The 22815-nt window shown below is 65.6% G+C and carries 24 protein-coding genes and 1 pseudogene; 19 read left to right on the forward strand and 6 right to left on the reverse strand.

Annotated features, from left to right (window positions below):
* Positions 1-389: 389 nt before the first annotated feature.
* Positions 390-1331, forward strand: coding sequence for a hypothetical protein (locus IQ16_RS02105; RefSeq protein WP_026312304.1), 942 nt, complete (start codon positions 390-392; stop codon positions 1329-1331).
* A gap of 290 nt (positions 1332-1621) precedes the next feature.
* Entirely contained in the window at positions 1622-2344 is a 723-nt protein-coding gene (gene pncA / locus IQ16_RS02110) for a bifunctional nicotinamidase/pyrazinamidase (RefSeq protein WP_018645011.1), read from the forward strand.
* Between the two features lie 58 nt (positions 2345-2402).
* On the opposite strand, the gene grpE is transcribed toward pncA, so the two are convergent.
* Together grpE and hrcA are read right to left on the reverse strand one after the other, a co-directional pair.
* A complete protein-coding gene (gene grpE / locus IQ16_RS02115; RefSeq protein ID WP_018645010.1) occupies positions 2403-3020 on the reverse strand; it encodes a nucleotide exchange factor GrpE in 618 nt (205 codons plus the stop codon).
* Positions 3021-3116: 96 nt separating this feature from the next.
* On the reverse strand, positions 3117-4205 hold the full coding sequence (gene hrcA, locus IQ16_RS02120; RefSeq protein WP_018645009.1) for a heat-inducible transcriptional repressor HrcA: 1089 nt from the start codon (positions 4203-4205) through the stop codon (positions 3117-3119).
* A gap of 181 nt (positions 4206-4386) precedes the next feature.
* Here hrcA and rph point away from each other — a divergent pair, with 181 nt between their 5' ends.
* The 3 genes from rph to hemW are packed head-to-tail and all read left to right on the forward strand — an operon-like array spanning position 4387 to position 6888.
* The gene (gene rph / locus IQ16_RS02125; protein ID WP_018645008.1) at positions 4387-5100 is read left to right on the forward strand and encodes a ribonuclease PH; all 714 of its coding nucleotides are present in this window, start codon (positions 4387-4389) and stop codon (positions 5098-5100) included.
* Between the two features lie 11 nt (positions 5101-5111).
* A complete protein-coding gene (rdgB, locus tag IQ16_RS02130; RefSeq protein WP_018645007.1) occupies positions 5112-5747 on the forward strand; it encodes an RdgB/HAM1 family non-canonical purine NTP pyrophosphatase in 636 nt (211 codons plus the stop codon).
* Positions 5734-6888, forward strand: a complete 1155-nt coding sequence (hemW, locus tag IQ16_RS02135) for a radical SAM family heme chaperone HemW (protein ID WP_018645006.1) — start codon at positions 5734-5736, stop codon at positions 6886-6888. The genes rdgB and hemW overlap by 14 nt, the downstream gene beginning before the upstream one ends.
* 102 nt (positions 6889-6990) lie before the next feature.
* Here hemW and IQ16_RS02140 read toward each other — a convergent pair whose 3' ends face one another.
* Entirely contained in the window at positions 6991-8226 is a 1236-nt protein-coding gene (locus IQ16_RS02140; protein ID WP_026312303.1) for a penicillin-binding protein activator, read from the reverse strand.
* A gap of 339 nt (positions 8227-8565) precedes the next feature.
* On the opposite strand from IQ16_RS02140, the gene rsmI reads away from it, so the two are divergent.
* Genes rsmI through gshB form a run of 3 tightly spaced genes read left to right on the forward strand, consistent with a single transcriptional unit; the run spans position 8566 to position 10859 of the window.
* Complete coding sequence (gene rsmI, locus IQ16_RS02145; RefSeq protein WP_018645004.1) at positions 8566-9516, forward strand: 16S rRNA (cytidine(1402)-2'-O)-methyltransferase; 951 nt, start codon at positions 8566-8568, stop codon at positions 9514-9516.
* A complete protein-coding gene (locus tag IQ16_RS02150; protein ID WP_018645003.1) occupies positions 9503-9904 on the forward strand; it encodes a YraN family protein in 402 nt (133 codons plus the stop codon). Before rsmI ends, IQ16_RS02150 begins: the two co-directional genes overlap by 14 nt.
* Before the next feature lie 10 nt (positions 9905-9914).
* Complete coding sequence (gshB, locus tag IQ16_RS02155; RefSeq protein ID WP_018645002.1) at positions 9915-10859, forward strand: glutathione synthase; 945 nt, start codon at positions 9915-9917, stop codon at positions 10857-10859.
* Positions 10860-10965: 106 nt separating this feature from the next.
* Here the strand turns inward: gshB and IQ16_RS02160 are convergent, their stop codons facing one another.
* A complete protein-coding gene (locus IQ16_RS02160) occupies positions 10966-11964 on the reverse strand; it encodes an AraC family transcriptional regulator (RefSeq protein WP_244635501.1) in 999 nt (332 codons plus the stop codon).
* A 249-nt stretch (positions 11965-12213) separates the two neighbouring features.
* Here IQ16_RS02160 and IQ16_RS02165 point away from each other — a divergent pair, with 249 nt between their 5' ends.
* The 6 genes from IQ16_RS02165 (at position 12214) to IQ16_RS02190 (ending at position 17913) form a co-directional block, all read left to right on the forward strand.
* Positions 12214-12624, forward strand: coding sequence for a hypothetical protein (locus IQ16_RS02165; RefSeq protein ID WP_244635502.1), 411 nt, complete (start codon positions 12214-12216; stop codon positions 12622-12624).
* 42 nt (positions 12625-12666) lie between these two features.
* Positions 12667-13029 (forward strand): BA14K family protein, encoded by a 363-nt coding sequence (locus IQ16_RS02170; protein WP_018644999.1) that lies wholly within the window; start codon positions 12667-12669, stop codon positions 13027-13029.
* A gap of 476 nt (positions 13030-13505) precedes the next feature.
* Positions 13506-14318 carry a Flp pilus assembly protein CpaB gene (gene cpaB / locus IQ16_RS02175; protein WP_018644998.1) on the forward strand — a complete coding sequence of 271 codons (813 nt, stop codon included), beginning with the start codon at positions 13506-13508 and terminating at the stop codon, positions 14316-14318.
* Between the two features lie 10 nt (positions 14319-14328).
* Positions 14329-15849: a type II and III secretion system protein family protein gene (locus IQ16_RS02180; RefSeq protein ID WP_018644997.1), complete on the forward strand. Its 1521-nt coding sequence runs from the start codon at positions 14329-14331 to the stop codon at positions 15847-15849.
* A gap of 40 nt (positions 15850-15889) precedes the next feature.
* Positions 15890-16624 (forward strand): CpaD family pilus assembly protein, encoded by a 735-nt coding sequence (locus tag IQ16_RS02185; RefSeq protein WP_018644996.1) that lies wholly within the window; start codon positions 15890-15892, stop codon positions 16622-16624.
* Complete coding sequence (locus tag IQ16_RS02190) at positions 16621-17913, forward strand: CpaE/TadZ family protein (protein WP_018644995.1); 1293 nt, start codon at positions 16621-16623, stop codon at positions 17911-17913. Before IQ16_RS02185 ends, IQ16_RS02190 begins: the two co-directional genes overlap by 4 nt.
* Before the next feature lie 30 nt (positions 17914-17943).
* On the opposite strand, the gene IQ16_RS02195 is transcribed toward IQ16_RS02190, so the two are convergent.
* The gene (locus IQ16_RS02195) at positions 17944-18720 is read right to left on the reverse strand and encodes a tetratricopeptide repeat protein (protein ID WP_018644994.1); all 777 of its coding nucleotides are present in this window, start codon (positions 18718-18720) and stop codon (positions 17944-17946) included.
* 79 nt (positions 18721-18799) lie between these two features.
* A complete protein-coding gene (locus tag IQ16_RS02200) occupies positions 18800-19045 on the reverse strand; it encodes a PilZ domain-containing protein (RefSeq protein ID WP_018644993.1) in 246 nt (81 codons plus the stop codon).
* A gap of 227 nt (positions 19046-19272) precedes the next feature.
* On the opposite strand from IQ16_RS02200, the pseudogene IQ16_RS02205 reads away from it, so the two are divergent.
* The 5 genes and pseudogenes from IQ16_RS02205 to IQ16_RS02220 all read left to right on the forward strand — a co-directional run.
* Positions 19273-19917, forward strand: a pseudogene (locus tag IQ16_RS02205) (magnesium chelatase domain-containing protein); the annotation flags it as partial.
* 45 nt (positions 19918-19962) lie between these two features.
* Entirely contained in the window at positions 19963-20136 is a 174-nt protein-coding gene (locus IQ16_RS44995; RefSeq protein ID WP_018644991.1) for a hypothetical protein, read from the forward strand.
* A gap of 9 nt (positions 20137-20145) precedes the next feature.
* On the forward strand, positions 20146-20655 hold the full coding sequence (locus IQ16_RS02210; RefSeq protein WP_145831167.1) for a recombinase family protein: 510 nt from the start codon (positions 20146-20148) through the stop codon (positions 20653-20655).
* A gap of 17 nt (positions 20656-20672) precedes the next feature.
* Positions 20673-21662, forward strand: coding sequence for a recombinase family protein (locus IQ16_RS02215; RefSeq protein ID WP_283812159.1), 990 nt, complete (start codon positions 20673-20675; stop codon positions 21660-21662).
* Between the two features lie 5 nt (positions 21663-21667).
* Positions 21668-22564 (forward strand): ParB/RepB/Spo0J family partition protein, encoded by an 897-nt coding sequence (locus IQ16_RS02220; protein ID WP_018644989.1) that lies wholly within the window; start codon positions 21668-21670, stop codon positions 22562-22564.
* The last annotated feature ends 251 nt before the right edge of the window (positions 22565-22815 follow it).

The raw sequence follows: 22815 nt of genomic DNA on the forward strand, positions 1-22815 counted from the left end.
CTGATATCCTTCTTTTTGCGGCAGGTTGGCTGGGCCCAGAAGGCACCCGAACCGAAACCCCCTAAGATCAAACATCCGCGATATTGCGATGATTGAGGCTCATATAGGAGGGGGGGAGGGGGCCGCAAGGACCGAAGCAACGTTTCGGCCGTGAAAACATTGGGTTTTAGGAGCTGATATCCGGGCTCAACCGCCCTTGCGGGTGAGGAAATATTAACAGGTCGGTCGATCCGCACGCCCCGGCCCGGCAACCCGCCACACCCTGTTACGGCGGGGCCAAACCCGCTAAAAGGCGGGCCGGCCGACAGCCGCGCAAGGCGGCTTCGCGCGACAATGCGGCCCGGTGGAAGACCATCGAACGGCCTCAATGTGAACCAATCAGAGTGCCCATGAAGCTGATCCGCCCCCTCGCCGCGCTCGCCTTTCTCATCGCCTCCGCGCTTCCGGCCCTGGCTGCCGACGCCGTCTTCCCGCCCGGCCTGCGCCTCGGCATGGTGCCGCTGGTCGGCCTCAGCACGGCAAAAACCTTTCCGGGCTTCGAGAGCGAGGACGGCAGCGTCAAGGTGCTGATCACCGAGCTGCCGCCGGCGGCCTATGGCGAGGTCGTGAGCGCCTTCAACTCCAATCCGGCCGGCGCTGGCGGCGTCAAGCAGGACAAGATCGAGAGTCCCGCGGGCCTTGCCTATTTCACCACCGAGAGCGGCAAGGCCGGCGAGACCCCGGTGAAGCGCTACTCGATGATCGTGCCGGGCGCCGGCTTCTCCGGCTATGTCGCGGTGCAGATCCCGGAGAATGCGACCAAGATCTATACCGACGAGGCGGTGCGGCAGATGTTTGCGAGCGCCACGACCCGCAAGCAGGTCTCGGCCGAAGAGCAGATCGCGCTGATGCCGTTCAAGATCACCGATCTCGCCGACTTCAAGGACATCCGCACGCTGGCGCCGGGCTCGAGCATCATCCTGGCCGACGGCAACGAGAGCGCAGGCTATGAGTCGAAGCCGTTCATGATCCTCGGCCTGATCGGCGCCACACCGCAAGCCGCCGACGACCGCGCCCGCTTCGCCCAGGAGGCCGCGCTGCAGATCCCCGGCGTGCGCGAATCCCGCGTCACCATGTCGGAGCCGATCCGCATCAACGGCCAGCAGGGTTTTGAGACCCGGATCGACGGCGTCAGCGGCAAGGACAAGACGCCGGTGACCGTGGTGCAGTGGATCCGCTTCTCCAGCGGCGGCGCCTCGCTGCGCATCATCGCCAGCGCCCCGCGCGACCAGTGGCAAGCCGCCTTCACCCGCTTCCGCGCCGTGCGCGACGGGATTCAGCCGAAGGGGTAGGCGACACGCGGCATACTCAGTGTCGTCCCCGCGAACGCGGGGACCCATACCGCGTGATTTCGCGATTGTGGTCGGTCGCAGTACCAACGAAGAGCCTTCGCCAAACATCTCCCTGGGGGTATGGGTCCCGGATCGGCGCGCGCCTGCGGGCGCGCTTGTCCGGGACGACAGTGATGTTGGGGCTGGCAGCCCAACCCCTCACCAATACCGGCTGCATTTTCGGGCTTCTGTTCGTATACGAACGGAACTAGGCTTCCCTCCCGTTGGATCATCCTGGAGGGAGACGAACGATGCTGGATCGGCGACAAATCCTCGCGGCGCTTGGAACGACGGCGCTGGCAACCCTCGCGCCAACCGCGCTGCCTGCAGCGACATCGATCAAGCCGGACGATGCGTCCGCGCTGCTCGTGATCGACGTGCAGAACTGCTTCCTGCCCGGCGGCAGTCTCGCAGTGAAGGAAGGCGAGCAGGTGGTGCCCGTCATCAACAGAATCGCAAAAGCATTTTCGAACGTGGTGATGACGCAGGACTGGCACACGCCCGGCCACGTCTCGTTTGCGTCAGTCCACTCCGGCAAGAAGCCCTTCGAGACCATCGATCTTCCTTACGGCAAGCAGGTGCTGTGGCCGGACCATTGCGTGCAAGGCACCGATGGCGCCGCGTTGTCGAAGGACCTGTCGATCCCGCACGCCGAGCTCATCATCCGCAAGGGCTTTCACAAGGACGTCGACAGCTACTCGGCCTTCCTCGAAGCCGACGGCAAGACCTCGACGGGTCTCGCCGGCTACCTGAAGGGCCGCAAGATCAAGCGCGTCTTCGTCGCTGGCCTTGCGACGGACTTCTGCGTCGCCTGGACCGCGCTGGACGCGCGCAAGGCCGGCTTCGAGGTCCATGTGGTGGAAGACGCCTGCCGCGGCATCGACACCCAGGGCTCGCTGGCAAAGGCCTGGGCCGACATGGCCAAGGCCGGCGTGAAGCGGATTCAGTCGAGCGATATTGCGGTGAGCGCGTAGGTGCCAATCAGTCATTCCGGTTCGATGCGCAGCATCGAACCCGGAATGACGTCAACACTTAGTTCGTCGCGCCGCTCGACTCGTTGTTGTTCGCCGCAGGCGCGGCCTTCGCGCCGCCCTTGGCGACGCCGACGAGGGCCGGACGCAGCACGCGGTCGCCGATGGTGTAGCCGGCCTGCATGATCTGCACCACGGTGCCCGACGGCACCGACGCATCAGGCACCTCGTACATCGCCTGGTGGAAGTTCGGGTCGAACTTCTGGCCCAACGGATCGAGCTTCTTCACGCCGTGCTTTTCCAGCGCATTGAGCAGCGAGCGCTCGGTGAGCTCGACGCCCTCGATCAGCGAGATCAGGCCGGGATCGGCGGTGGCACGGGCCTCGGCCGGAACGGCATCGAGCGCGCGCTGGAGATTGTCGGCGATGTCGAGCACGTCGCGGGCAAAACCGGTGATGCCGTAGAGGCGGGCGTCAGCGACCTCCTTGGTGGTGCGCTTGCGCAAATTCTCCATCTCGGCCAGCGTCCGCAGCATGCGGTCACGCGCCTCGGCGGCTTCCTTCTGCAACATTTCGACCGAGCCGGGCTCGGGATCGTCGGGCATGATGTAGGGTTTTGACACCACGGGCTCGCCGGTCGCTGCAGTCGTGTCTTCGGGTTGCCGGTCTTGCTCGGTCATCGGCTCTAATCTCGAACTCGTTTCCAGGGATTGTTGGCCCGGATATCGTGCCTAAGCGCGCGAAAATCAAGCGCCCGTGATCGGCGCAAATGCCGGTCAGCCCCCCAGAAGGCGGCTGACGATGCGGGCGGCATAGTCCACGGTCGGGATCACGCGGGCGTAATTCAGCCGCGTCGGCCCGATCACGCCCAAAACACCGACGATGTGGCCGGCGGCATCCCGATACGGCGAGATGATGGTGGAGGAGCCCGACAGTGAAAACAGCTTGTTCTCCGAACCGATGAAGATGCGCACACCCTCGGCGGTCTCGGCGCGGCCGAGCAGGTCGATCACGCCGCGCTTGGTCTCGAGATCGTCGAACAACAGGCGCACCCGTTCCAGATCCTCCAGCGCGTGCAGATCTTCCAGCAGATTGGCGTGGCCGCGGACGATGAGCTGGCGGTCCTCGCTCTCGCCGCCCGACCAGCTGGCGATACCGGCCGAGATCACTTTCTGTGTCAGCTGATCGAGCTCGGCGCGGGCTTGTCCGAGCGCGGTTTCGAGCTCGAGCCGCGCCTCGGCCAGGGTCCGGCCGCGAATCCGGGCATTGAGGAAATTGCCGGCTTCGGTGATCGCGGACGATGGAACTCCCGGCGGCAGCGTCAGCACGCGGTTTTCGACCTGGCCGTCCTCGCCGACCAGGATCACCAGCGCTTTTTCCGGTTCCAGGCGGACGAATTCGATGTGCTTGAGCCGGGCATTGGATTTCGGCGTCAAAACCACCGCCGCGGCGCGGGTCAGGCCCGACAGGCGCGTCAGCGCCTGGTCCAGCGCCGCCTCGACCGACTGGGCCTGGCCGACCGTGGCAAGCTGGCTCTGGATCGACTGCCGTTCGGCCTCGGTGAGATCGCCGACCTGCATCAGGGCGTCGACGAAGAAGCGCAGGCCGAGTTCCGTCGGCAGCCGGCCCGCCGAGGTGTGCGGGGCATAGATCAGGCCGAGCTGTTCCAGGTCCGCCATGACGTTGCGGACCGAGGCCGGCGACAGCGGCATGGCGATCAGGCGGGAAATGTTGCGCGAGCCGACCGGCTCGCCGGTCGCGAGATAGCTTTCGACAATTTGACGAAAGATGTCGCGGGAACGCTCGTTGAGCTGGGCGAGGCCTGCGCGCGGCGCGATCAGATGGATCGGATCGTGTTGGGCCACAGACGGTAACTCCTCTCAGATGCTCATAATTTGTCCATCCGGGACGGTTCTGACAAGCGTGGCGTTTGCGGGGTGGAAAACCGGGGGCGAACAAGCGCCGATCTTCCCCCTTGCCGCATACCCTCACCCCCCCTACAAGCACCGCGAACAGCCCTTTTCCGAGAGTTTTGGAGGATTTCCCATGCGGCCAAGCCGCCGTGCGCCCGACGAATTGCGCCCCGTGACGCTGGAGCGCGGCGTGGTCAAATATGCGGAAGGCTCATGCCTGGTGAAATTCGGCGACACCCATGTGCTGGTCACCGCCACGCTGGAAGACCGCCTGCCGCCGTGGCTGAAGGGCCAGGGCCGCGGCTGGGTCACCGCCGAATACGGCATGCTGCCGCGCGCGACCTCCGAACGCACCCGCCGCGAGGCCTCCGCCGGCAAGCAGAGCGGCCGCACGGTCGAGATCCAGCGCCTGATCGGCCGCTCGCTTCGCACCATCGTCGACCTCGAAGCGCTCGGCGAGCGCCAGATCACGGTCGATTGCGACGTGCTCCAGGCCGACGGCGGCACCCGCACGGCCTCGATCACCGGCGCCTGGGTCGCGCTCGCCGACTGCATCAGCTGGATGAAGGCGCGCAACATGATCAAGGCCAACGTGATGCGCGACAACGTCGCCGCGATCTCCTGCGGCATCTACAATGGCACGCCGGTGCTCGATCTCGACTATGCCGAGGATTCGGAAGCCCAGACCGACGCCAATTTCGTCATGACCGGCGATGGCCGCATCATCGAGGTGCAGGGCACCGCCGAACGCGAGCCGTTCACGGAAGCAGAGTTCCTGGCGCTGATGGCGCTGGCGCGCAAGGGCGTCGCGCGTCTCGTGGACTTGCAGAAACTGGCTGTCGCGTAGTCAATAGGCCCATGCACCGCCGAATCACCGGAAAGCTCGTCATCGCCACCCACAATCCCGGCAAGCTCGCCGAGATGAAGGAGCTGCTTGCGCCGTACGGGATCGAGGCGGTGTCGGCCGGTGAGCTCGGCCTGGATGAGCCCGATGAGACCGGCAACGACTTCCGCAGCAACGCCGCGATCAAGGCGATCGCGGCCGCGCGCGCGACCAGGCTTCCGGCCTTCGCCGATGATTCCGGTATCGTCGTCGACGCGCTCGACGGCGCGCCCGGCATCTACAGCGCGCGCTGGGCCGGTCCGACCAAGGATTTCAACGCAGCGATGGCGCAGATCGAGCGGCTGCTGCAGGAACGGGGCGCTGCCGCCCCTGACAAGCGCACCGCGCATTTTGTCTCCGCGCTCTGCGTGGCCTGGCCCGACGATCATCTCGAAGAGGTCGAGGCGCGCGTCGACGGCACGCTGGTGTGGCCGCCGCGCGGCACCGCCGGTTTCGGTTACGACCCGATGTTCCTGCCTGATGGTCATGCGCGCACCTTCGGCGAGATGGAAAGCATCGAGAAGCACGGCCTGCCGCCGATCGGCCTCGGCCTGTCGCATCGCGCCCGCGCCTTCGTGAAACTGGCGGAGATCTGCCTTGAGCCGCGCTAAGGAAGCTTTTGGCGTCTATGTGCACTGGCCGTTCTGCCTGTCGAAGTGCCCGTATTGCGACTTCAACAGCCATGTCCGCCACGCCGCGATCGACGAGGCGCGCTTTGCCTCCGCCTTCGCGCGCGAGATCGCAACGACCGCCGAGCGCGCGCCCGGCCGCGAGGTCACCTCGATCTTCCTCGGCGGCGGCACGCCGTCGCTGATGCAGCCTTCAACCGTCGGCGCGGTGCTCGATGCCATCGGCAAGCACTGGACCGTCGCAGGCGATGTCGAAGTGACGCTGGAAGCGAATCCGACCAGTGTCGAAGCCACGCGCTTTGCCGGCTATCGCTCAGCCGGTGTCAACCGCGTCTCGCTCGGCGTGCAGGCGCTTGATGATGCCTCGCTGAAGGCGCTGGGCCGCATGCACAGCGCGCGCGAGGCGCTCGATGCCGTCGCCATCGCGCGCCGCTCGTTCGACCGCTATTCGTTCGACCTGATCTACGCCCGCCCCGACCAGACGCCGGCGATGTGGGCCGACGAGCTGCGTCTGGCGATCAGTGAAGCGGCCGAACATCTGTCGCTCTATCAATTGACGATCGAGGAAGGCACGCCGTTCTTCGGCCTGCACCAGGCCGGCAAATTGAAGACGCCGGACGAAGCCGTCTCGCGCGCGCTCTACGACGTCACGCAGGAAACCTGCGACAAGCTCGGGCTACCCGCCTACGAGATTTCCAACCACGCGCGGCGCGGCGCCGAGTGCCGGCACAATCTGGTCTACTGGCGCGGCGAGGAATATGCCGGCATCGGCCCGGGCGCGCATGGCCGCCTCGACATCGACGGCGTGCGCCATGCCACCGCCACCGAGAAGCGCCCCGAAGCCTGGCTGATGCGGGTCGAGACCAACGGCCATGGCGTCGTCACCGACGATCTCCTCAACAGCGAGGAGCGCGCCGACGAATTTTTGCTGATGGGATTGCGCCTCGTCGAAGGCATCGACCCCGAGCGCTACAAGGCCCTCTCCGGCCGCCCGCTCGACCCCAAGCGCATCGCGTTGTTGCGCGAAGAGGGCGCGATCACGGTCGATACGACGGGACGGTTGCGCGTGACGAGCAGCGGTTTCCCGGTGCTGGATGCGGTGGTTGCGGATCTGGCGGCGTAGCGAGATCTTGTAGCCCGGATGGAGCGAAGCGTAATCCGGGACGGTCTCGCCGCGCGGAAAGAACCCCGGATTTCGCTGCGCTCCATCCGGGCTACGAAACCACTAGGCCCCAAAACTCTTCGGCGAGCCCGCCACCGCAACACCACCACCCGTCGTCACCTTCATCACCGCGAGGCCGCGCTCATTGGTGCCGTCGGCGCGGAAGCGGAACAGGCCGTCGATGCCGGCGAAGCCGGAGGGGTTGGTGAGCACATCGAAGGAGAAGCGCTGGCCGCCTTGCGTGCGCGCCAGCGCGGCGACCAGCGCGACCGCATCATAGGCGAGTGTCGCGGTGCGGATCGGCTCCGCGCCGTACTTCGTGCGGTAGCGGCCGGCGAAAGCGCGGAAGCCGGCCGGATCGGGCGCGGCATAGAGGCCGCCCTGCAGCGCCGCGCTCGCATAGACGCGCGGATTGTCCCACAGGCCGGTGCCGAGCAGCTGGATGTTGCGCAAATTCGCGCCCGCCGCGGTCATCGCATCCGCGACCGTCACCACCGCATCGCCGTCGTCGGCAATGAACAGCGCATCCGCACTGCCGAGCTGCTGCGCCACGGTCCGGGCCGGGGTGGCGCGATCGGCGCCGTATTTCTCGAACGCGACGATGCGCCCGCCGCGCCGCGGCACCGCCGCCTTCACGGCGGCCTCGACGACATTGCCATAGGCGTTATCGGGCAGCAGCACGGCAAAGGAGCGCTTCCCGATGCTGGCCGAATATTCGACGATGCGGTTGACGTCGGACTCCGGCAGGAACGAGAGCAGATAGACGCCACGGCCGGCGATGCTGGAATCGGTCGAGAACGCGATCACCGGGATGTTGCGGGCGCGCGCGACCTGCGCCACCGCCGGCACCGATTGCGCGAACAGCGGCCCCAGGATGATCTCGGCGCCCTCCTCGACAGCCTGCTGCGCGCCGGCCTGAGCGCCCTGCGGGCTGCCATTGTCGTCCTTGATCAGCAGCTGGATGTTCGGGTTCTGGAACTCGGCCAGCGCCATCTCGGCGGCATTGCGCATGGACTGCGCGGCGAGACCCGCATTGCCCGCGGCCGAGAGCGGCAGGATCACCGCAACCTTGACCCCGCCGCTGCCGGCGGTCGTCGCCTGTTGCGGGGGACCTGCCGGCTGGGCCGGCGGCGCAGAGGAGCTCGAGAACGGATTGGAGAACTGGCTGAGGCTCTGCTGCACGCCGGCGCAGGCCGACAGCAGCGGCGTGCCGAGCAGCAGGCCGAGCGCGCTCCGCCGGGTCGCGCCCGATGACAGGGGCCCCGGAACGGGAGATTTTGGATGACGCGGGCCCAGCATGACAGCTTCTCTTCCGGCCGGCTCTCGCCAGCCGGTCACAACATTCTTTGCCGCGACACAAGCCGCGGATTCAGGCATAGTGTCGGCAAATAGTTAACCAAAACAAAAGGATAATGACCGCTTAACGCGGCTACCTTCCCGTCCCGGCCAGCTGTTCGCCGTTCGTCGCGTAGCATCAAGGCGGCGTTTCCGTCGCGAATATGGCACGGGAGCCCTCACTCCCCCTCGACGTGACCTTGGGTCGATCACATTCCCGTCCGTTCCTCGCCCCTCACCTCGGCACGATCTTTTCGAAGAGCAGTTCCCAGCCATGGGGATCGTGCCTAAGTTGACTTCATTATGCGCGCAAAGCCGGCCCCGATAAATACGCCTGAAGACCCAGACGCCGCCCCACGCGGCTTCTCCATCGATGCCCATCGGCTCCCGGCCCCGAAAGCGGCGCCGGGCCTCCACCTGGTCGCGACCCCCATCGGCAATCTCGGCGATATCACCTTGCGCGCGCTGCAGACGCTCGCCGGCGTCGACGTGATCGCCTGCGAGGACACCCGCATCACGCGCCGCCTGACCGAGCGCTACGACATCGCAGCAACGCTCAGGCAATATCACGAGCACAACGCCGAAGCCGCGCGCCCGAAGATCCTGGAGGCGCTGGCGCAGGGCGGTTCGGTGGCGCTGGTATCGGATGCCGGCACGCCGCTGATCTCCGATCCCGGCTTCAAGCTGGTGCGCGAGGTCTGCGCCGCCGGCCACGCGGTTTATGCGCTGCCCGGCCCGTCCTCGGTGCTGGCGGCGTTGTCGGTCGCAGCCCTGCCGACCGACCGCTTCTTCTTCGAAGGCTTTTTGCCGGCGAAATCCGCCGCGCGGCGCAGCCGCCTTGCCGAGCTCGCCCGCATCGATGCGACGCTGGTGATGTTCGAATCCGGCAACCGCGTGCAGGATACGCTGGCGGAGCTCGCCGAGATCATGGGGGCGCGCGAGGCCGCGATCTGCCGCGAACTGACCAAGCTGCACGAGGAGATTTCGCGCGCGACGCTGCACGAGCTGGCGCGCGACGCTGCGACCCTGGAGACGCGCGGCGAATTCGTGCTGGTGATCGCTCCGCCCGCGCCCGATGCCGAGGTGCTGACATCGGATGCGCTCGACGATCTCCTGCGCGAGCAGCTCGCCGCGCATAGCGTCAAGGATGCCGTTGCGCACGCCGTCGCGCTATCGGGCCGGCCGCGCCGCGAGGTCTATGCCCGCGCGCTCGAGCTCGCAAAAGATCTGCGGGGCGACGATGGCGAAGGCTGAAGTGCCGGCGGAACCGAAAGTCGCCGCGCCCGAGCGCGTCGCCGCGTTCCGCACCGGCATCTCCGCGGAAAGCCGCGCCGCCGCCTATCTCATGGCCAAGGGCTACCGCATCCTGGCAAAGCGCTACCGCACGCCGCATGGCGAGATCGACCTCGTGGCGCGCCGCCGCAACCTGATCGCCTTCGTCGAGGTCAAGGCACGCGCCAGCCTCGATGACGCCGCCTACGCCGTCACGCCCCGCCAGCAGCAACGCATCATCAACGCCGCCCAAGGCTGGCTCGTGGCGCATCCCGAGCATGCCGAATTCGAATTGCGATTCGACGCCATGCTGATTGCGCCGCGCTCGCTTCCGCGCCATGTGTTGGCGGCATTCGACGCCTCGACCTGAAAGGCAGACCATGAAACTGAACGTCGCCGTCCAGATGGACCCCATCGCCCGCATCAACATCAAGGGCGATTCCACCTTTGCGCTGCTGCTGGAGGCGCAGAAGCGCGGCCATGGCCTGTCCTACTACACGCCCGACAAGCTCTCGATGGTCGGCGAGGAGCTGGTCGCGCCGGTGCAGCTTCTGACCGTGCGCGACGAGCCCGGCGATCATTTCACCCTCGGTGAGCCCAAGCGCGAGGCGCTCAACGGTTTCGACGTGGTGCTGCTGCGCCAGGACCCGCCGTTCGACCTCGCCTACATCACCTCGACGCACTTCCTGGAGCGCATCCACCCGAAGACGCTGGTGGTCAACGACCCGGCCTCGGTGCGCAACGCGCCGGAAAAACTGTTCGTGATGAATTTTCCGCAGCTGATGCCGCCGACGCTGATCTCGCGCGATCTCGATGAGATCAACGCGTTCCGCGACCAGCACGGCGCCGTCGTGATGAAGCCGCTGCACGGCCATGGCGGCGCGGCGGTGTTCCGCGTGATGCCGCAGGACATGAATTTCGGCTCGCTGTTCGACATGTTCTCGGTGACGTTCAAGGAACCCTGGGTGATCCAGCAGTTCATCCCCGAGGTGAAGCACGGCGACAAGCGCATCATCCTCGTCAACGGCGAGTTCGCCGGCGCGGTGAACCGCGTGCCGGCCGCCGACGATCTCCGCTCCAACATGGTGCGCGGCGGCGCGGCGCAGGAGACCGAGCTCACCCCGCGCGAGCGCGAGATCTCCGCCACCGTCGGCCCGGCGCTGCGCGAGAAGGGCCTGCTGTTCGTCGGCATCGACGTCATCAACGGCAACCTCACCGAGATCAACGTGACCTCGCCCACCGGCATCCGCGCCATCGCGCGGCTCGGCGGCCCTGACGTGGCGGCGAAGATCTGGGACGTGATCGAGCAGAAGCGGAAGAAGTAGCTTCGTCGCCGCTCTCGTAGCCCGGATGGAGCGCAGCGTAATCCGGGATCTGCGCGCGTGGTGGGATTGTTCCCGGATTGCGCTTCGCTCCATCCGGGCTACACGTTCAGCCGCAGAATCCGCGGGCGCGACGGACTGTATCGGACGGATACAGCCCGAACGCCGAGCGGTACGACGCAGCAAATCGGCCCATGTGGGTAAAGCCCCACTTCAATGCGACCTCGCTGACCGGAAGCAGATTCTCCGGTCGCGACAGCTCATCGTGAATCGCCTCGAGGCGAATGCGTCGCAGATAAGCGACGGGCGTCGTCCCGTGGATCCTGCGAAATCCTGACTGCAGCAACCGGCTGCTGATCCCGACGTTGCCGGCAATATCCGCGATCGTCAGCGGCAGATGAAGATTGGCCCGCATGTATTCGACAGCGCGCCTGATGTGGCGCGGCGGCGCGTCCAATGGCTGGCGGTTCAAGCGGTCGATCAGTCGATGAGGAACATTTTCTAGGATCAGCTGCATCGCCGCTTCCGAGAGTAAGGCGCTGGCTTTCGGAGAGCGCGCCAGGATCCCGTCATACAGGCCGGCCGCACTGGCACGGACGAGCTGATAAAGGATTTGCCCCGCGCTGGTCGACAAGTCGAGCTTCGGCGTCAGATCGAGATCTTCCAGTGCCGCGTTTCCGAACGTCGCAGACAGCGCCTTGGTCACCACATCGGTGTGCAACGTCAGCGTGACACTCGAATATCTGCCGTCCACCGCTTCGACGCTCTGCTCCTGCAATCGCGGAAGCGATACGACCGCCACTTCGGAGGATGTTCGCTGGACGCTCTTTCCCGCAATGAGCATGTCGGCCTTGCCGGCGTTCAGCAGGCTGATCGCAAGCTCGCCGCCTGAATCGCCGTACGAATAGCGCCAGTCCCAACCTGCGGACAGCTCCGCCCGCACGACGTCCATGCCGGCTCCGACTGCAACATCCGCCTGCCAGCGGAATGAACCGTCGGGCTTCGGCGCGGAGTGCGCGTTGATCCCGTGAGGGCGGAGCATCTCAAGCAACGCCTGAAACGACGACCCCGATCGTGCGGGAGATGCGGCGAGTATATCTTCGGCCATGCGCTATCCATCGTTCGGGGCGTCCGCTCGTGCGGTAGATGCATCACCACGCTAGCACAATTTCGGTGAATTCAGGTCGGGCGCCCGCGCGCGATATCCGATTGCCGCACCAGACATCCAGATCGCGCAATCGCGCCGCGACGGGCAGGCCAGAATCCGAACGCCTCCATCCCGAATGCGCCGGCGTGCATGGACTTGCGGCGCGGTTGGCCTAAATCCCCCCGACTGCCTCAAACAGGTAATGAAAGCATGCTGACAAGAACAATTTGCGCGCTCGCGCTGATGGCCCTTTCGTCGATGCCGGCGCGGGCCGAGAGCTGCGCAGACCACTACCAGAGCAGCGGCGTTCCGCTGGTGACGGGCACGACCCACAAGGTCTGGATGATCTTCCCGTCCGTCAGTCCCAGTGCCACTCTCGACAAAGTCTCCCGCGCCGTTCTGGCGGAGGGCTTTGTCGACGTGAACGTAGACAAGGCGCTGGGGACGCTGACCACGCAACAGGAGACCACCGGATCCGGACGGCCGCAGACGTTGCGCGTCGTCGTTCGCAAGGAGGGCAAAGGCAGCCGCGTCGATGCGGTGTTCATCATGCCGCCGGGCCAGGTGGCGCCAGGCATCAGCAACAATCTCTGCCGCGTCGTGGATGCGGCCGGCCGGTAGATCCGTCCAACCGTGAACTCGCGAATGAAACAGGAAATCCCAATGCGCATCGATCACGTCTTGAAAGTTGTCTTGATGACCGGCACCGGCACCCTGATGCTTTCGGCCTCCGCGATGGCCGCTCCGTTGCAGAGCGTCGTGGGAATCACGGGCGGAGTTCCGGCGCTGACCGAGAAGGTCTGGTGCCGTTACGGACCGTGCTATGACAACGGCGCCGGTGTCGGCGGACTGGTCGGCGGCCTCATCGGGGGTGCTATCGCGGCCGGTGCGGCCACTGCTGCCGCGCAGCAGGAAGCCGCGGCCGCCCAGCAGCACGCCGCCTCATGCGCCCAGCGTTACCGCTCCTACGATCCGGCATCGAACACCTACGCGGCAAAGGACGGCCGGCGGTATCCCTGCCAGTAAGGCTTGGAGCGCGTCGCGCCGGGCTACGAAGCCGCAGCGCCCCGCCGTCGTCCCGGCGAAGGCCGGGACCCATAACCACAGGCCTTGGTTTGGCGAAGACTCGTCGTTGGTACTTCTATCGCCCATAATCGAAACATTCGCGGTATGGGTCCCGGCCTTCGCCGGGACGACACCGGTGATGTGGCGTGATGTTTCCATCTTACGACCATGGTCGTGCAGCTCCGAACATACGCGCCACTAACCACCCGTTCACCATGATGCCCCGCGCCTCATCCAAACGCGCGATCCGGCATGCGTGAATCTACGGGGCCGCTGGCCGACTGAATAACGCCACGTTCACCATCTGCCGAAAACCAGCATCGTGACCGGCCGGCGCGTTCGGGCTCGCAACAACCCTTATACTTTTACTCCCTACTCATCGACGCAGGGGAACCCGCCAGGTGCGGTTCGAGTGACCCGCGTAAGAGTAAAAGCGTATGAACACCGCACGCATTGTCGTTCTCGTCATCGCGCTGGGCGCCGGCGGCGTCGCTGCGTATCTGGCGAGCGGGTATCAGAATGCACCCGCGCCCGTCGCGCCCGTCGCCGAGAAGCTGCCGACGGTCGAGGTTCTCATTGCGAAGAACGACATCCAGCTCGGCCAGGCCGTAAAGCCTGACGACCTGCAATGGCAGTCCTGGCCGGCGGCGACCGCGAGCAGCGCCTTCATCCGCCGCGACGCCAGGCCCGACGCGCAGATGCAGATCGCCGGCGCGATCGCACGCGTCCCGTTGATGCAGGGCGAGCCGATCCGTGAGCAGAAGCTGGTGAGGGCCGAAGGCTCCGGCTTCATGGCGGCGATCCTGCCCTCGGGCATGCGGGCCGTCTCCACCGAGATTTCCGCCGAGACCGGCGCCGGCGGCTTCATCCTGCCGAACGACCGCGTCGATGTCGTCCTGACACGCCGCCTGAAGAATCCCGACCCCAGCGGCGCAACCGCCGGCAACGACCTCATCGTGTCCGAGGTCATCCTGTCCAATATCCGCGTGCTCGCGATCGACCAGGCGCCGAAGGAAAAGGACGGCCAGACCGCCGTGATCGGCAAGACCGTCACGCTCGAGCTCAAGCCCGATCAGGTCGCGACGCTGTCGGCCGCGCGCCACGGCGGCACGCTCCAGCTCGCGCTGCGCAGCATCGTCGATGTCAACGCAACCGAACTCACGGTCGAGGATCAGGCGGCCAAGCGTTCCGACGGGGTCAACGTGATCCGTTACGGGGTGCAGGTGCGGCAACTGACGTCACAGAAGTGATGGGGATAGCATGAACTACGGGGATGATCGGACGGGCCTGCGCATTCGGGGGAATCGCGCAAGCACGTTCTGGACGGGGGCGATGCTGATGCTGGGGCTGCTCGCAGCCCCCGACATGGTCAGCGCTGCTGCAGATGCGCCGGTCGGCGACCAGGCACCGATGCAGGTGCCGGATCTCGGTGTGTGGACGGTCGGCTCGATCGCGCCGGCGAAGACGCGTTTTCTCTCGCTTGGCGTCGGCAAATCCGTCGTCATCGACCTGCCGCGCGAGGTCAAGGACGTGCTGGTGGCCGATCCCAAGATCGCCAACGCGGTGATCCGCTCGGCCCAGCGCGCCTACATCATCGGCGGCCAGGTCGGCCAGACCAACGTCGTGTTCTTCACCGCCGACGGCCAGCAGGTCGCCGCCTACGACATCGCGGTGAAACGCGACCTCAACGGCATGCGTTCGGCGCTGCGCCAGTCGCTGCCGGGCGTGCAGATCGAAGGCGTCGGCGACAGCGTGATGCTGACCGGCTCGGTGTCGAGCCCGGTCGAGGCCCAGCAGGCCGGCGACGTCGCCGCCAAGCTCGTCGGCGGCTCCGAGAAGGTCGTCAACAACATCGTCGTGCGCGGCCGCGACCAGGTGATGCTCAAGGTCGTCGTCGGCGAAGTGCGCCGCGACATCGTCAAGCAGCTCGGCGTCGATCTCAGCGCCAGCCTGAACGCCGGCACCGCCGTCGTGAATTTCAACAACTCCAATCCGTTCTCGGTCTCCGGCGGCCCGCTCGTCAGCAGCAACGGGCTCGGTGTTACTGGCCTTGCAAAAGGCGTGGCAACCGTCAACGCCACGATGCGCGCGATGGAAAGCGCCGGCGTGATGCGGACGCTGGCCGAGCCGAGCCTGACGGCGATCTCCGGCGAGTCCGCCACTTTCATCGCCGGCGGCGAATTCCCGATCCCTGCGGGCTATTCCTGCGATCCGGTCACCCACGTCTGTACCACCCAGATCACCTACAAGAAGTTCGGCATCTCCCTGAACTTCACACCGGTCGTGCTCAGCGAAGGCCGTATCAGCCTGCGCGTGATGACCGAAGTCTCGGAGCTGTCGAATCAGAACGCCATCTCCGTGACGCAGGCGGTGTCCGCGGGCACGACCAGCTCGATCACCATCCCCTCGATCCAGACCCGCCGCGCCGAGACCACGCTGGAAATTCCCTCGGGCGGCTCGATGGCGATGGCCGGCCTGATCCAGCAGCAGACCAAGCAGGCGATCAACGGCCTGCCCGGCGTCGACCAGGTGCCGATCATCGGCGCGCTGTTCCGCAGCCAGGACTTCGTCAACAACGAGACCGAGCTGATGGTGATCGTGACGCCCTATGTGGTGCGCGCGGTCGCCCAGAAGGAATTGTCGCGGCCCGACGACGGCTTCGCGCCGGCCTCGGACGCGCAGACGGCGCTGCTCGGCCGCATGAACCGCCTCTATGGCATCGCGCGGCGCGTCGATCCAATCGACGGCAATCGCGGCGATTTCGGCTTCATCATCGACTGAAACGAACGGTTTGGGGACCGGGACAAGAGGGGATCAAGCGATGACGAAGACGACAGCGGATCGACGTCGCGGCCTAAGCATCGCGCTGGCGCTGACGGGGCTCTCCGTCATGCTCGGCGCCTGCAACACCACCGGCGAGATCGTCACCCAGACGGTGCCGACCGACTATCGCCAGCGCCACCCGATCGCGGTGCAGGAAGGCAAGAAGTCGATCGTGATCTTCGTCGGCAAGGCGCGTGGCGGCCTCTCGGACGCGCAGCACTCCGACGTCGCGGGCATCGCCCGGAACTGGGTGCGCGAAGGCACCGGCTCCGTCGTCGTCGACGTGCCTGTAGATACCGCGAATTCGCGCGCCGCGGCGGCGACCTATCAGGAAATCCGTTCGGTGCTGGCGTCCGGCGGCGTGCCGGCGCGCGCCATCGTCAAGCATCCCTATCGGCCCGAGGATCCCGGCCTGCTGCCCACCATCCGCCTCAGCTATTCCAGAATCGCCGCGGTCGCCGGCCCTTGCGGGCTGTGGCCGGAGGACGTCGGGCCGTCCATCCTCGACCCCGGCTACAACGAGAACCGGCCGTACTTCAATCTGGGCTGCGCCACCCAGCGCAACCTCGCGGCGATGATCGACAATCCCGCCGACCTCGAGCAGCCGCGTTCGGAGACACCGGTTTACACCGCGCGGCGTGACGTCGCCTTCGACCGCTATCGCAAGGGCACCCCGATCGCCACTCCCAATCCCGACGCCGAGAAGGCCAAACTCAGCGACACAGGCAAATGACAGGCTTCAACGACGAAGAAGAAGCGGACGATCCGCGGCACCCCGAGGAACACATTGCACCGGTTCCTCGCATCTCCGTGCAGGCCTTTTGCGAGACCGAGCAGACGCTCAAGGCGGTGACCGCCGCGGGCGAGGATCGGCGGCTCGCCAAGGCGCATCTGACCGCCAGGGAAGGCGGCCTAGCTGCGGCAATCGAAGTCTATGAATCGATGCCGACGCCGAATGTCATCGTGATCGAATCCGACGGCACCCGCGACATCCTGGAGGGTCTCGACGATCTCGCCGGCGTCTGCGATCCCGGCACCCGCGTGGTCGTGATCGGCAATCCCGGCGATACCGCGCCCTATCGCGAGCTGGTGCGGCGCGGCGTCAACGACTACGTGGTCGGCCCGGTCGAGACGCTCGACGTGGTCCGCTCGATCTGCAGCCTGTTCTCCGCGTCCGAAGCCATCATCACCGGCCGCGTCATCGCGGTGGTCGGCGCCAAGGGCGGCGTCGGCGCGTCCACCGTCGCGCACAACGTGGCCTGGACCATCGCCCGCGATCTTTCGCTCGATTCCGTCGTGATCGATCTCGACCTCGCCTTCGGCACCGCGGGCCTCGATTACAACCAGGACCCGGCGCAGGGCATCGCCAATGCGGTGCTGTCGCAGGACCGCCCCGACACCGCGCTGATGGAGCGCCTGCTCGCCAAATGCACCGATCGCCTCAGCCTGCTCGCTGCGCCCGCCACCCTCGACCGCGTCTATGATTTCGGCGCTGAAGCGTTCGACGCGGTGTTCGACACGCTGCGCATGACCACGCCCTGCATCGTGCTCGACGTTCCCCATCAATGGTCCGCCTGGACCAAGCGCGCGCTGGTCAACGCCGACGACATCGTGATCGTGGCCGAGCCCGATCTCGCCAATCTGCGCAACACCAAGAACATGCTGAGCGTGCTGAAGGCGGCACGGCCGAACGACCGGCCGCCGCTGTACTGCATCAACCAGGTCGGCATGCACAAGCGCGCGGAGATCGAGGTCAAGGCGTTCGCCAAGACCATGGAGAGCCAGCCGATCGCGGTGATCCCGTTCGATTCGAAGCTGTTCTCGACCGCGGCCAATAACGGCCAGATGATCGCGGAGGTCTCCAAGAACCACCGCACCAGCGAGCTGTTCCAGACCATGGCCAACCGCCTCGCCGGGCGCGGCGAGGTGAAGAAGCCGAAGCGCTCGCTGCTCGGCCCGCTCTTGAAGAAGCTGAAGGGCCGTTCGGGTCGCGGCTCCGCCCCGCATCGCAAGGCGTCGTAGGTTTCGCGTCCAGAAAACGCGGCGAGCGGGCTACTTCTCGGCCCGCTGCTGCTGCTTCTTCGCCAGCAGCTGGCGCAGCGCCGTGACCTTGGCCGCGGCCTGGTCCGGCGGCAAATCTGCCTTCACGAGGATTTCAGCCTCGGCCTCGCGGCCTTGCAATCCGAGCACGAGCGCGAGATTGGCACGGATCCGCACATCGTTCTGATTGCGCTGATGGGCGCGGCCGAGCACCTGTTCGGCCCGCGGCAGATTGTTCTGGAGCATGTAGGACAGGCCGAGATTGGACAGAACCTGCGGCTCGTCCGGCACGATCTTCAAGGCGGTCGCGTAATATTGCTGCGCTTCCTCGTTGCGGCCGAGCTGATCGAGCGCCGCCCCCTGCGCCGACAGGATCCGCCAATCGGGATCCTCGGGCGAATGCGCGCGGCCCAGGACGTCGAACGCCTGCTGGAAATTGCCGTTGTCGGCGAGCGCGCGGCCGTAGCCGGCGAGCAGCGCCTTGTTGCTGGGATGGGCGAGCACGGCCTGTTCGAGCACCGCGACCGCCTGGGCGCGCTGGCCGCTGTCACGCAGCGCCTTGCCGTATTCGATCGCAATGGCGGGATCGCTGGGCTTGGCGCGATAGCGCTCGCGCAGCGCGTCCATGTCCGACTTGGCGTCGGCCTTGCCGGCTGTTTCCGTCTTGCCGCCGAGCGCGCCGGTGACGTCCTCGAGGCTCGTCGTCTGACAGCCGCCGAGAGCAAGCGCGATGACGGCGGGAAGCAGCAATCTCGCCGGGGGGAAGGCGAGGGACGAACGCTTGGGCATACTCTGATCACTCGGCAACTGATCAGAGATGCTTACCGATTAACGCTAAAGTCCCGTTAAGGACGCGCCCCGTTGCGGCTCAGTCGACGAATTCGGCACCGAATTCGCAGCCGATGCGCCAGCGCAGGCGGCATTGGCGGGAATAGTCGGGTGCAAAGATGATGGTGAATTGCGGCGGCACTTCCAGAAATTCCGCCACGACCTTCACGCCCCCGTCCGAGATATCCGTGATCGTGCAGTCCCTGGGCAGCGAGCCCGCCCCAAAATGAATCTTGGCGAGCCGGCTGCACACCCGACGTTCGCTTCTCCGGCGATTTGCAAGCATTTGAACTGTTCACCCGTTAGACCACGGCCCATCCCGCACCCCCAGGAGTAGCGGACATTCGTTGGAATGTGCTGAGAACAGAAGCTTGCATTCGAAACGGAGTGTCGGGATCGCGTTTACGGTTGGTTAGGGCTTGCCGCGGCCCCGGAAATGTTCCCGTATTGTTCTTGCGAAGCGCCACGCCTCCTGCTACCCTTGATTGTGCAAGAGGGCAGGCTGGTTCGGGCATGGTTCAACGGGTTGCTACCGTCGCCTTTGAGGGGATCGAGGCCCGCGCGGTCGACGTGCAGGTGCAGGTCGCGCCGGGCCTGCCGGCCTTTGCCATCGTCGGCCTGCCGGACAAGGCGGTGTCGGAGGCGCGCGAGCGGGTGCGCTCGGCGCTGATCGCCTCAGGCCTGGCGCTGCCGGCGCGGCGGATCATCGTCAATCTTGCGCCCGCCGATCTGCCGAAGGAAGGCAGCCATTACGACCTGCCGATCGCGCTCGGCCTGATGGCAGCGATCGGCGCGATCCCGCCGGATGCGCTGACCGGTTTTACCGTGCTCGGCGAGCTCGGGCTCGACGGCTCGATCGCACCGGTGGCCGGCGTGCTTCCCGCCGCGATCGGTGCCAATCAGCGCGAGGAAGGGCTGATCTGCCCGGCGTCCTGCGGTTCGGAAGCCGCGTGGGCGAGCCCCGATATCCAGATCATCGCCGCACAATCGCTGATCCAGATCGCCAACCATTTCAAGGGCACACAGGTGCTGTCGCGGCCCTCGCCGAGGGTGCACGAGGCCGCCACCTCAAAGCTCGACCTGCGCGACATCAAGGGCCAGGAAAGCGCCAAGCGTGCGCTGGAGATCGCGGCGGCCGGCGGACATCATCTGCTCATGTGATCTTCCCAATGCCCAAAGTGGGCGCTATAGGGAAGACCAGACATGAACCGCATCACCACCGCAGCCATCAAGTTCAGTTGGGCCGTACAGATCCCAGGGGAGCGCAAGCAAGCCCTTGGGGAACGCGTGGAGGCGTGGGCGCACCGCTTAGCCGTCCGGTGGGGTTGCGTCGATACCGTACTCGCCACGGTCACACGCGAAGCTCTGAGCCGCTGAGGGAAGCCCATGGACACGCAGCGGCTCCCGAGGGCGTACAGCTACGTTCGGTTCAGCACACCTGAGCAGGCCAAGGGCCATTCGCTCCAGCGTCAGACCGATGCAGCGCGGGCGTGGGCCGCTGCAACCAAGGTCACCTTGGATGACGAGCTGACTTTTCAAGATAAGGGCGTCTCGGGCTTCACAGGGGCCAATAGAGAGACTGGGGAACTCGGGGTGTTCCTTGAGCGCGTCAAGGACGGGACGATACCGCACGGCTCTTGGCTCTTGGTCGAGAGCCTTGACCGCATCAGCAGGCAAGCAGCGCGACGGGCGGTGCGGGTCATTGAAGACATCATCGAGCATGGGATCACCGTTGTGGACCTGTCCGATGGAGGACGGGAGTACAGCGCCGAGACGCTCGAAAAGGACCCGTTCCTCTTCATGATGATGGTGCTCAAATTCATCCGCGCCAACGAAGAGAGCGCCACCAAGGGCGTTGGATCCGCTGGAACACCCAGACAGCAAGCTATGAGCTGATTGAACACCGAGCGAAGTTGCTGCGGTGGATGTTCGAGATGTCTGACGACGGAACGGGGGCTCACAGCATCGCTGCGCACCTCAACGATACCAAGGAGGACACATGGGGCGCGGGGAAGTGGAAGGCCAAGTATTGGCACCGCTCCTACATCCGCAAGCTCCTGACCAACAAGGCCGCCATTGGGGTCTTTGTGCCGCACACGGTGCGGAAGATTGATGGCAAGCGCACCAAGGAACGGACACCGCAAGAGCCTATCGCGCACCGCTTCCCCGCTGCGGTAGACCGGGACCTGTTCGAGCGTGTGAACGCCCGCCTGAGCACCACGGCCCCACGAGGGAAGAACGCCAAGGAGCCCACACGGTCAATCTTCGCGGGGCTCATGAAGTGTCAGCACTGCGGGGGCACCGTTACTCGGGTCAACAAAGGGCAGCAGGTGTATCTCGTGTGCGCAGCGGCGCACGGGAAATCAGGGACATGCAAATACGAGAGCGTCCCCTATGCCGAAGCCGTAAGCGCCTTCAGGCTCCGCTTGCTCGGAACGCTCGATGATGCGCCAACCGGCAGCAACACCGCAGACATGGACGCCAAAATCGAGCAGTTGAAGGGGACAGTCGATGTAGGTGAAGGCTACGTAAACGAGCTGCTAGAGCTGCGCATCACCGACAAAAGCAGGGCCGCGTCACAACGGCTCCGGGACGCCGAGCGCGAACTTGATGAGCACCGGGAGGCGCTGAGGAAACTGTTGGAACGCAGGGACGCCCTCAGAAGCACCAACGTGAACATGCGACTGGCCGCCGTCGAGAAGGCGCTCACGAGGGAGCCCATGGACACGGAGGAGGCCAACAAGGCCTTGCGGGGAGCGGTAAGCAAGATGGTGATGCGACCGCAGGAAGCGGGCTTGGACATCTGGTGGCACCACGCGGAGACCCCGCAGGAGACGCTTTTCATGACGAGCCGCTTCAATTGGGACGCCAACTCAATCGAGAACATGATGGAAGAGGACTGAGCCGAGTGGCCAAGAAGAATACGCAACGGAAGCGCACGTTCACCCGCACTGACATCCAGACACCCGCAGACACCTACGAGAGCATTGCAGACCTTGAGGCCCGACTGAGGACCGAGGAGCAACCCGTGCTCCCGGCGAACGCCAGCGCAGGGACGGTGCTGGAGCGCGACACCATTAGGGTCGCGGAGAAGGCTTTCCAATGGCGGCTACCCAAGCGCAACATGGTGCCAAGACATGATGTCATCTACGACATGGCAAGGGCGCTGCGTGATGGGTTCAAGCTGCCACCAATCACAGTGTTCGCTGTTGGGACCGGGTTCTACGTAATTGACGGCCACCACCGCTTAGCGGCTTACGACACGGCGGGTGTGCGCCAGGTCCCAGCCAAGGTGTTCCTCGGGACATTAGAGGAGGCAGAGCGCTTTGCCCTGCGAAGCAATTCTCGGGATAAGATCCCAATGGGAAAGGCGGACAAGCTCGCAGCCGCGTGGAGGCTTGTGAGGCAAGACAAGGACGGGGACAGCATCTCCAGCATCGCCAGAGACGCCGGTATTGCCCAGAGCAGCGTAAGCAACATGAGGGCCGTGCTGAAGAGGCTGAGGGAGATGGGGCTGCCAGCGGACGACGTTCTGGAGATGTCTTGGAACACGGCGCGCGGACGAGCGCAGGGGATTACGGAGGACGCCGAGCTTGAGGATTGGCGCGAGGCTGAAGCTCAGAAACTGGTCGAAGCAATCGCCCGTGCGAAACTGGGAGCACGCCTGACCAAGAACCCGGACATCACGGCTATAGCTCTGGCCAAATTGAACGATGGGCTCCCGCAGGCCCTCATGGCCCAATGGACGGAGCCGGCCGAAGCGACCTACGACCCGGACGACAAAACGCCCGATGAGGACTTCTGAAGGTCCCCAAACACTACACCCCCCATTTGGGGAGGTTGAGAGACGGGGCTCCTCAGTTGAGGCACCCGGAAGGGGAGACATACGCTGCCAGTTTATAACAACGTGGGGAGGCGCCAGACGGCCCCCCCGGAGTTCCGTGAAATTGGGGCCAGATCGGCCACAATATTGTATCAACGCGGGTGGCAGGCGCGGCACTAGGGGCGTCCCCCCACCCCGAGGACGCAGCAGGAGAGCCCACCGGAACGCTCAAG

It is taken from the genome of Bradyrhizobium huanghuaihaiense (assembly GCF_007830635.1).
In the GTDB taxonomy this organism is placed as follows: Bacteria; Pseudomonadota; Alphaproteobacteria; order Rhizobiales; family Xanthobacteraceae; genus Bradyrhizobium; species Bradyrhizobium huanghuaihaiense.

Coding starts and splice junctions, on each gene's coding strand:
- rph (WP_018645008.1), top strand. CDS start 4,387: ATGCGGCCAAGCCGCCGTGCGCCCGACGAATTGCGCCCCGTGACGCTG.
- IQ16_RS02185 (WP_018644996.1), top strand. CDS start 15,890: ATGACGAAGACGACAGCGGATCGACGTCGCGGCCTAAGCATCGCGCTG.
- grpE (WP_018645010.1), bottom strand. CDS start 3,020: ATGACCGAGCAAGACCGGCAACCCGAAGACACGACTGCAGCGACCGGC.
- IQ16_RS02165 (WP_244635502.1), top strand. CDS start 12,214: ATGCTGACAAGAACAATTTGCGCGCTCGCGCTGATGGCCCTTTCGTCG.
- pncA (WP_018645011.1), top strand. CDS start 1,622: ATGCTGGATCGGCGACAAATCCTCGCGGCGCTTGGAACGACGGCGCTG.
- rdgB (WP_018645007.1), top strand. CDS start 5,112: ATGCACCGCCGAATCACCGGAAAGCTCGTCATCGCCACCCACAATCCC.
- IQ16_RS02150 (WP_018645003.1), top strand. CDS start 9,503: ATGGCGAAGGCTGAAGTGCCGGCGGAACCGAAAGTCGCCGCGCCCGAG.
- IQ16_RS02190 (WP_018644995.1), top strand. CDS start 16,621: ATGACAGGCTTCAACGACGAAGAAGAAGCGGACGATCCGCGGCACCCC.
- IQ16_RS02200 (WP_018644993.1), bottom strand. CDS start 19,045: ATGCTTGCAAATCGCCGGAGAAGCGAACGTCGGGTGTGCAGCCGGCTC.
- IQ16_RS44995 (WP_018644991.1), top strand. CDS start 19,963: ATGAACCGCATCACCACCGCAGCCATCAAGTTCAGTTGGGCCGTACAG.
- IQ16_RS02195 (WP_018644994.1), bottom strand. CDS start 18,720: ATGCCCAAGCGTTCGTCCCTCGCCTTCCCCCCGGCGAGATTGCTGCTT.
- gshB (WP_018645002.1), top strand. CDS start 9,915: ATGAAACTGAACGTCGCCGTCCAGATGGACCCCATCGCCCGCATCAAC.
- IQ16_RS02210 (WP_145831167.1), top strand. CDS start 20,146: ATGGACACGCAGCGGCTCCCGAGGGCGTACAGCTACGTTCGGTTCAGC.
- IQ16_RS02180 (WP_018644997.1), top strand. CDS start 14,329: ATGAACTACGGGGATGATCGGACGGGCCTGCGCATTCGGGGGAATCGC.
- IQ16_RS02105 (WP_026312304.1), top strand. CDS start 390: ATGAAGCTGATCCGCCCCCTCGCCGCGCTCGCCTTTCTCATCGCCTCC.
- IQ16_RS02170 (WP_018644999.1), top strand. CDS start 12,667: ATGCGCATCGATCACGTCTTGAAAGTTGTCTTGATGACCGGCACCGGC.
- IQ16_RS02160 (WP_244635501.1), bottom strand. CDS start 11,964: ATGGCCGAAGATATACTCGCCGCATCTCCCGCACGATCGGGGTCGTCG.
- IQ16_RS02140 (WP_026312303.1), bottom strand. CDS start 8,226: ATGCTGGGCCCGCGTCATCCAAAATCTCCCGTTCCGGGGCCCCTGTCA.
- rsmI (WP_018645004.1), top strand. CDS start 8,566: ATGCGCGCAAAGCCGGCCCCGATAAATACGCCTGAAGACCCAGACGCC.
- cpaB (WP_018644998.1), top strand. CDS start 13,506: ATGAACACCGCACGCATTGTCGTTCTCGTCATCGCGCTGGGCGCCGGC.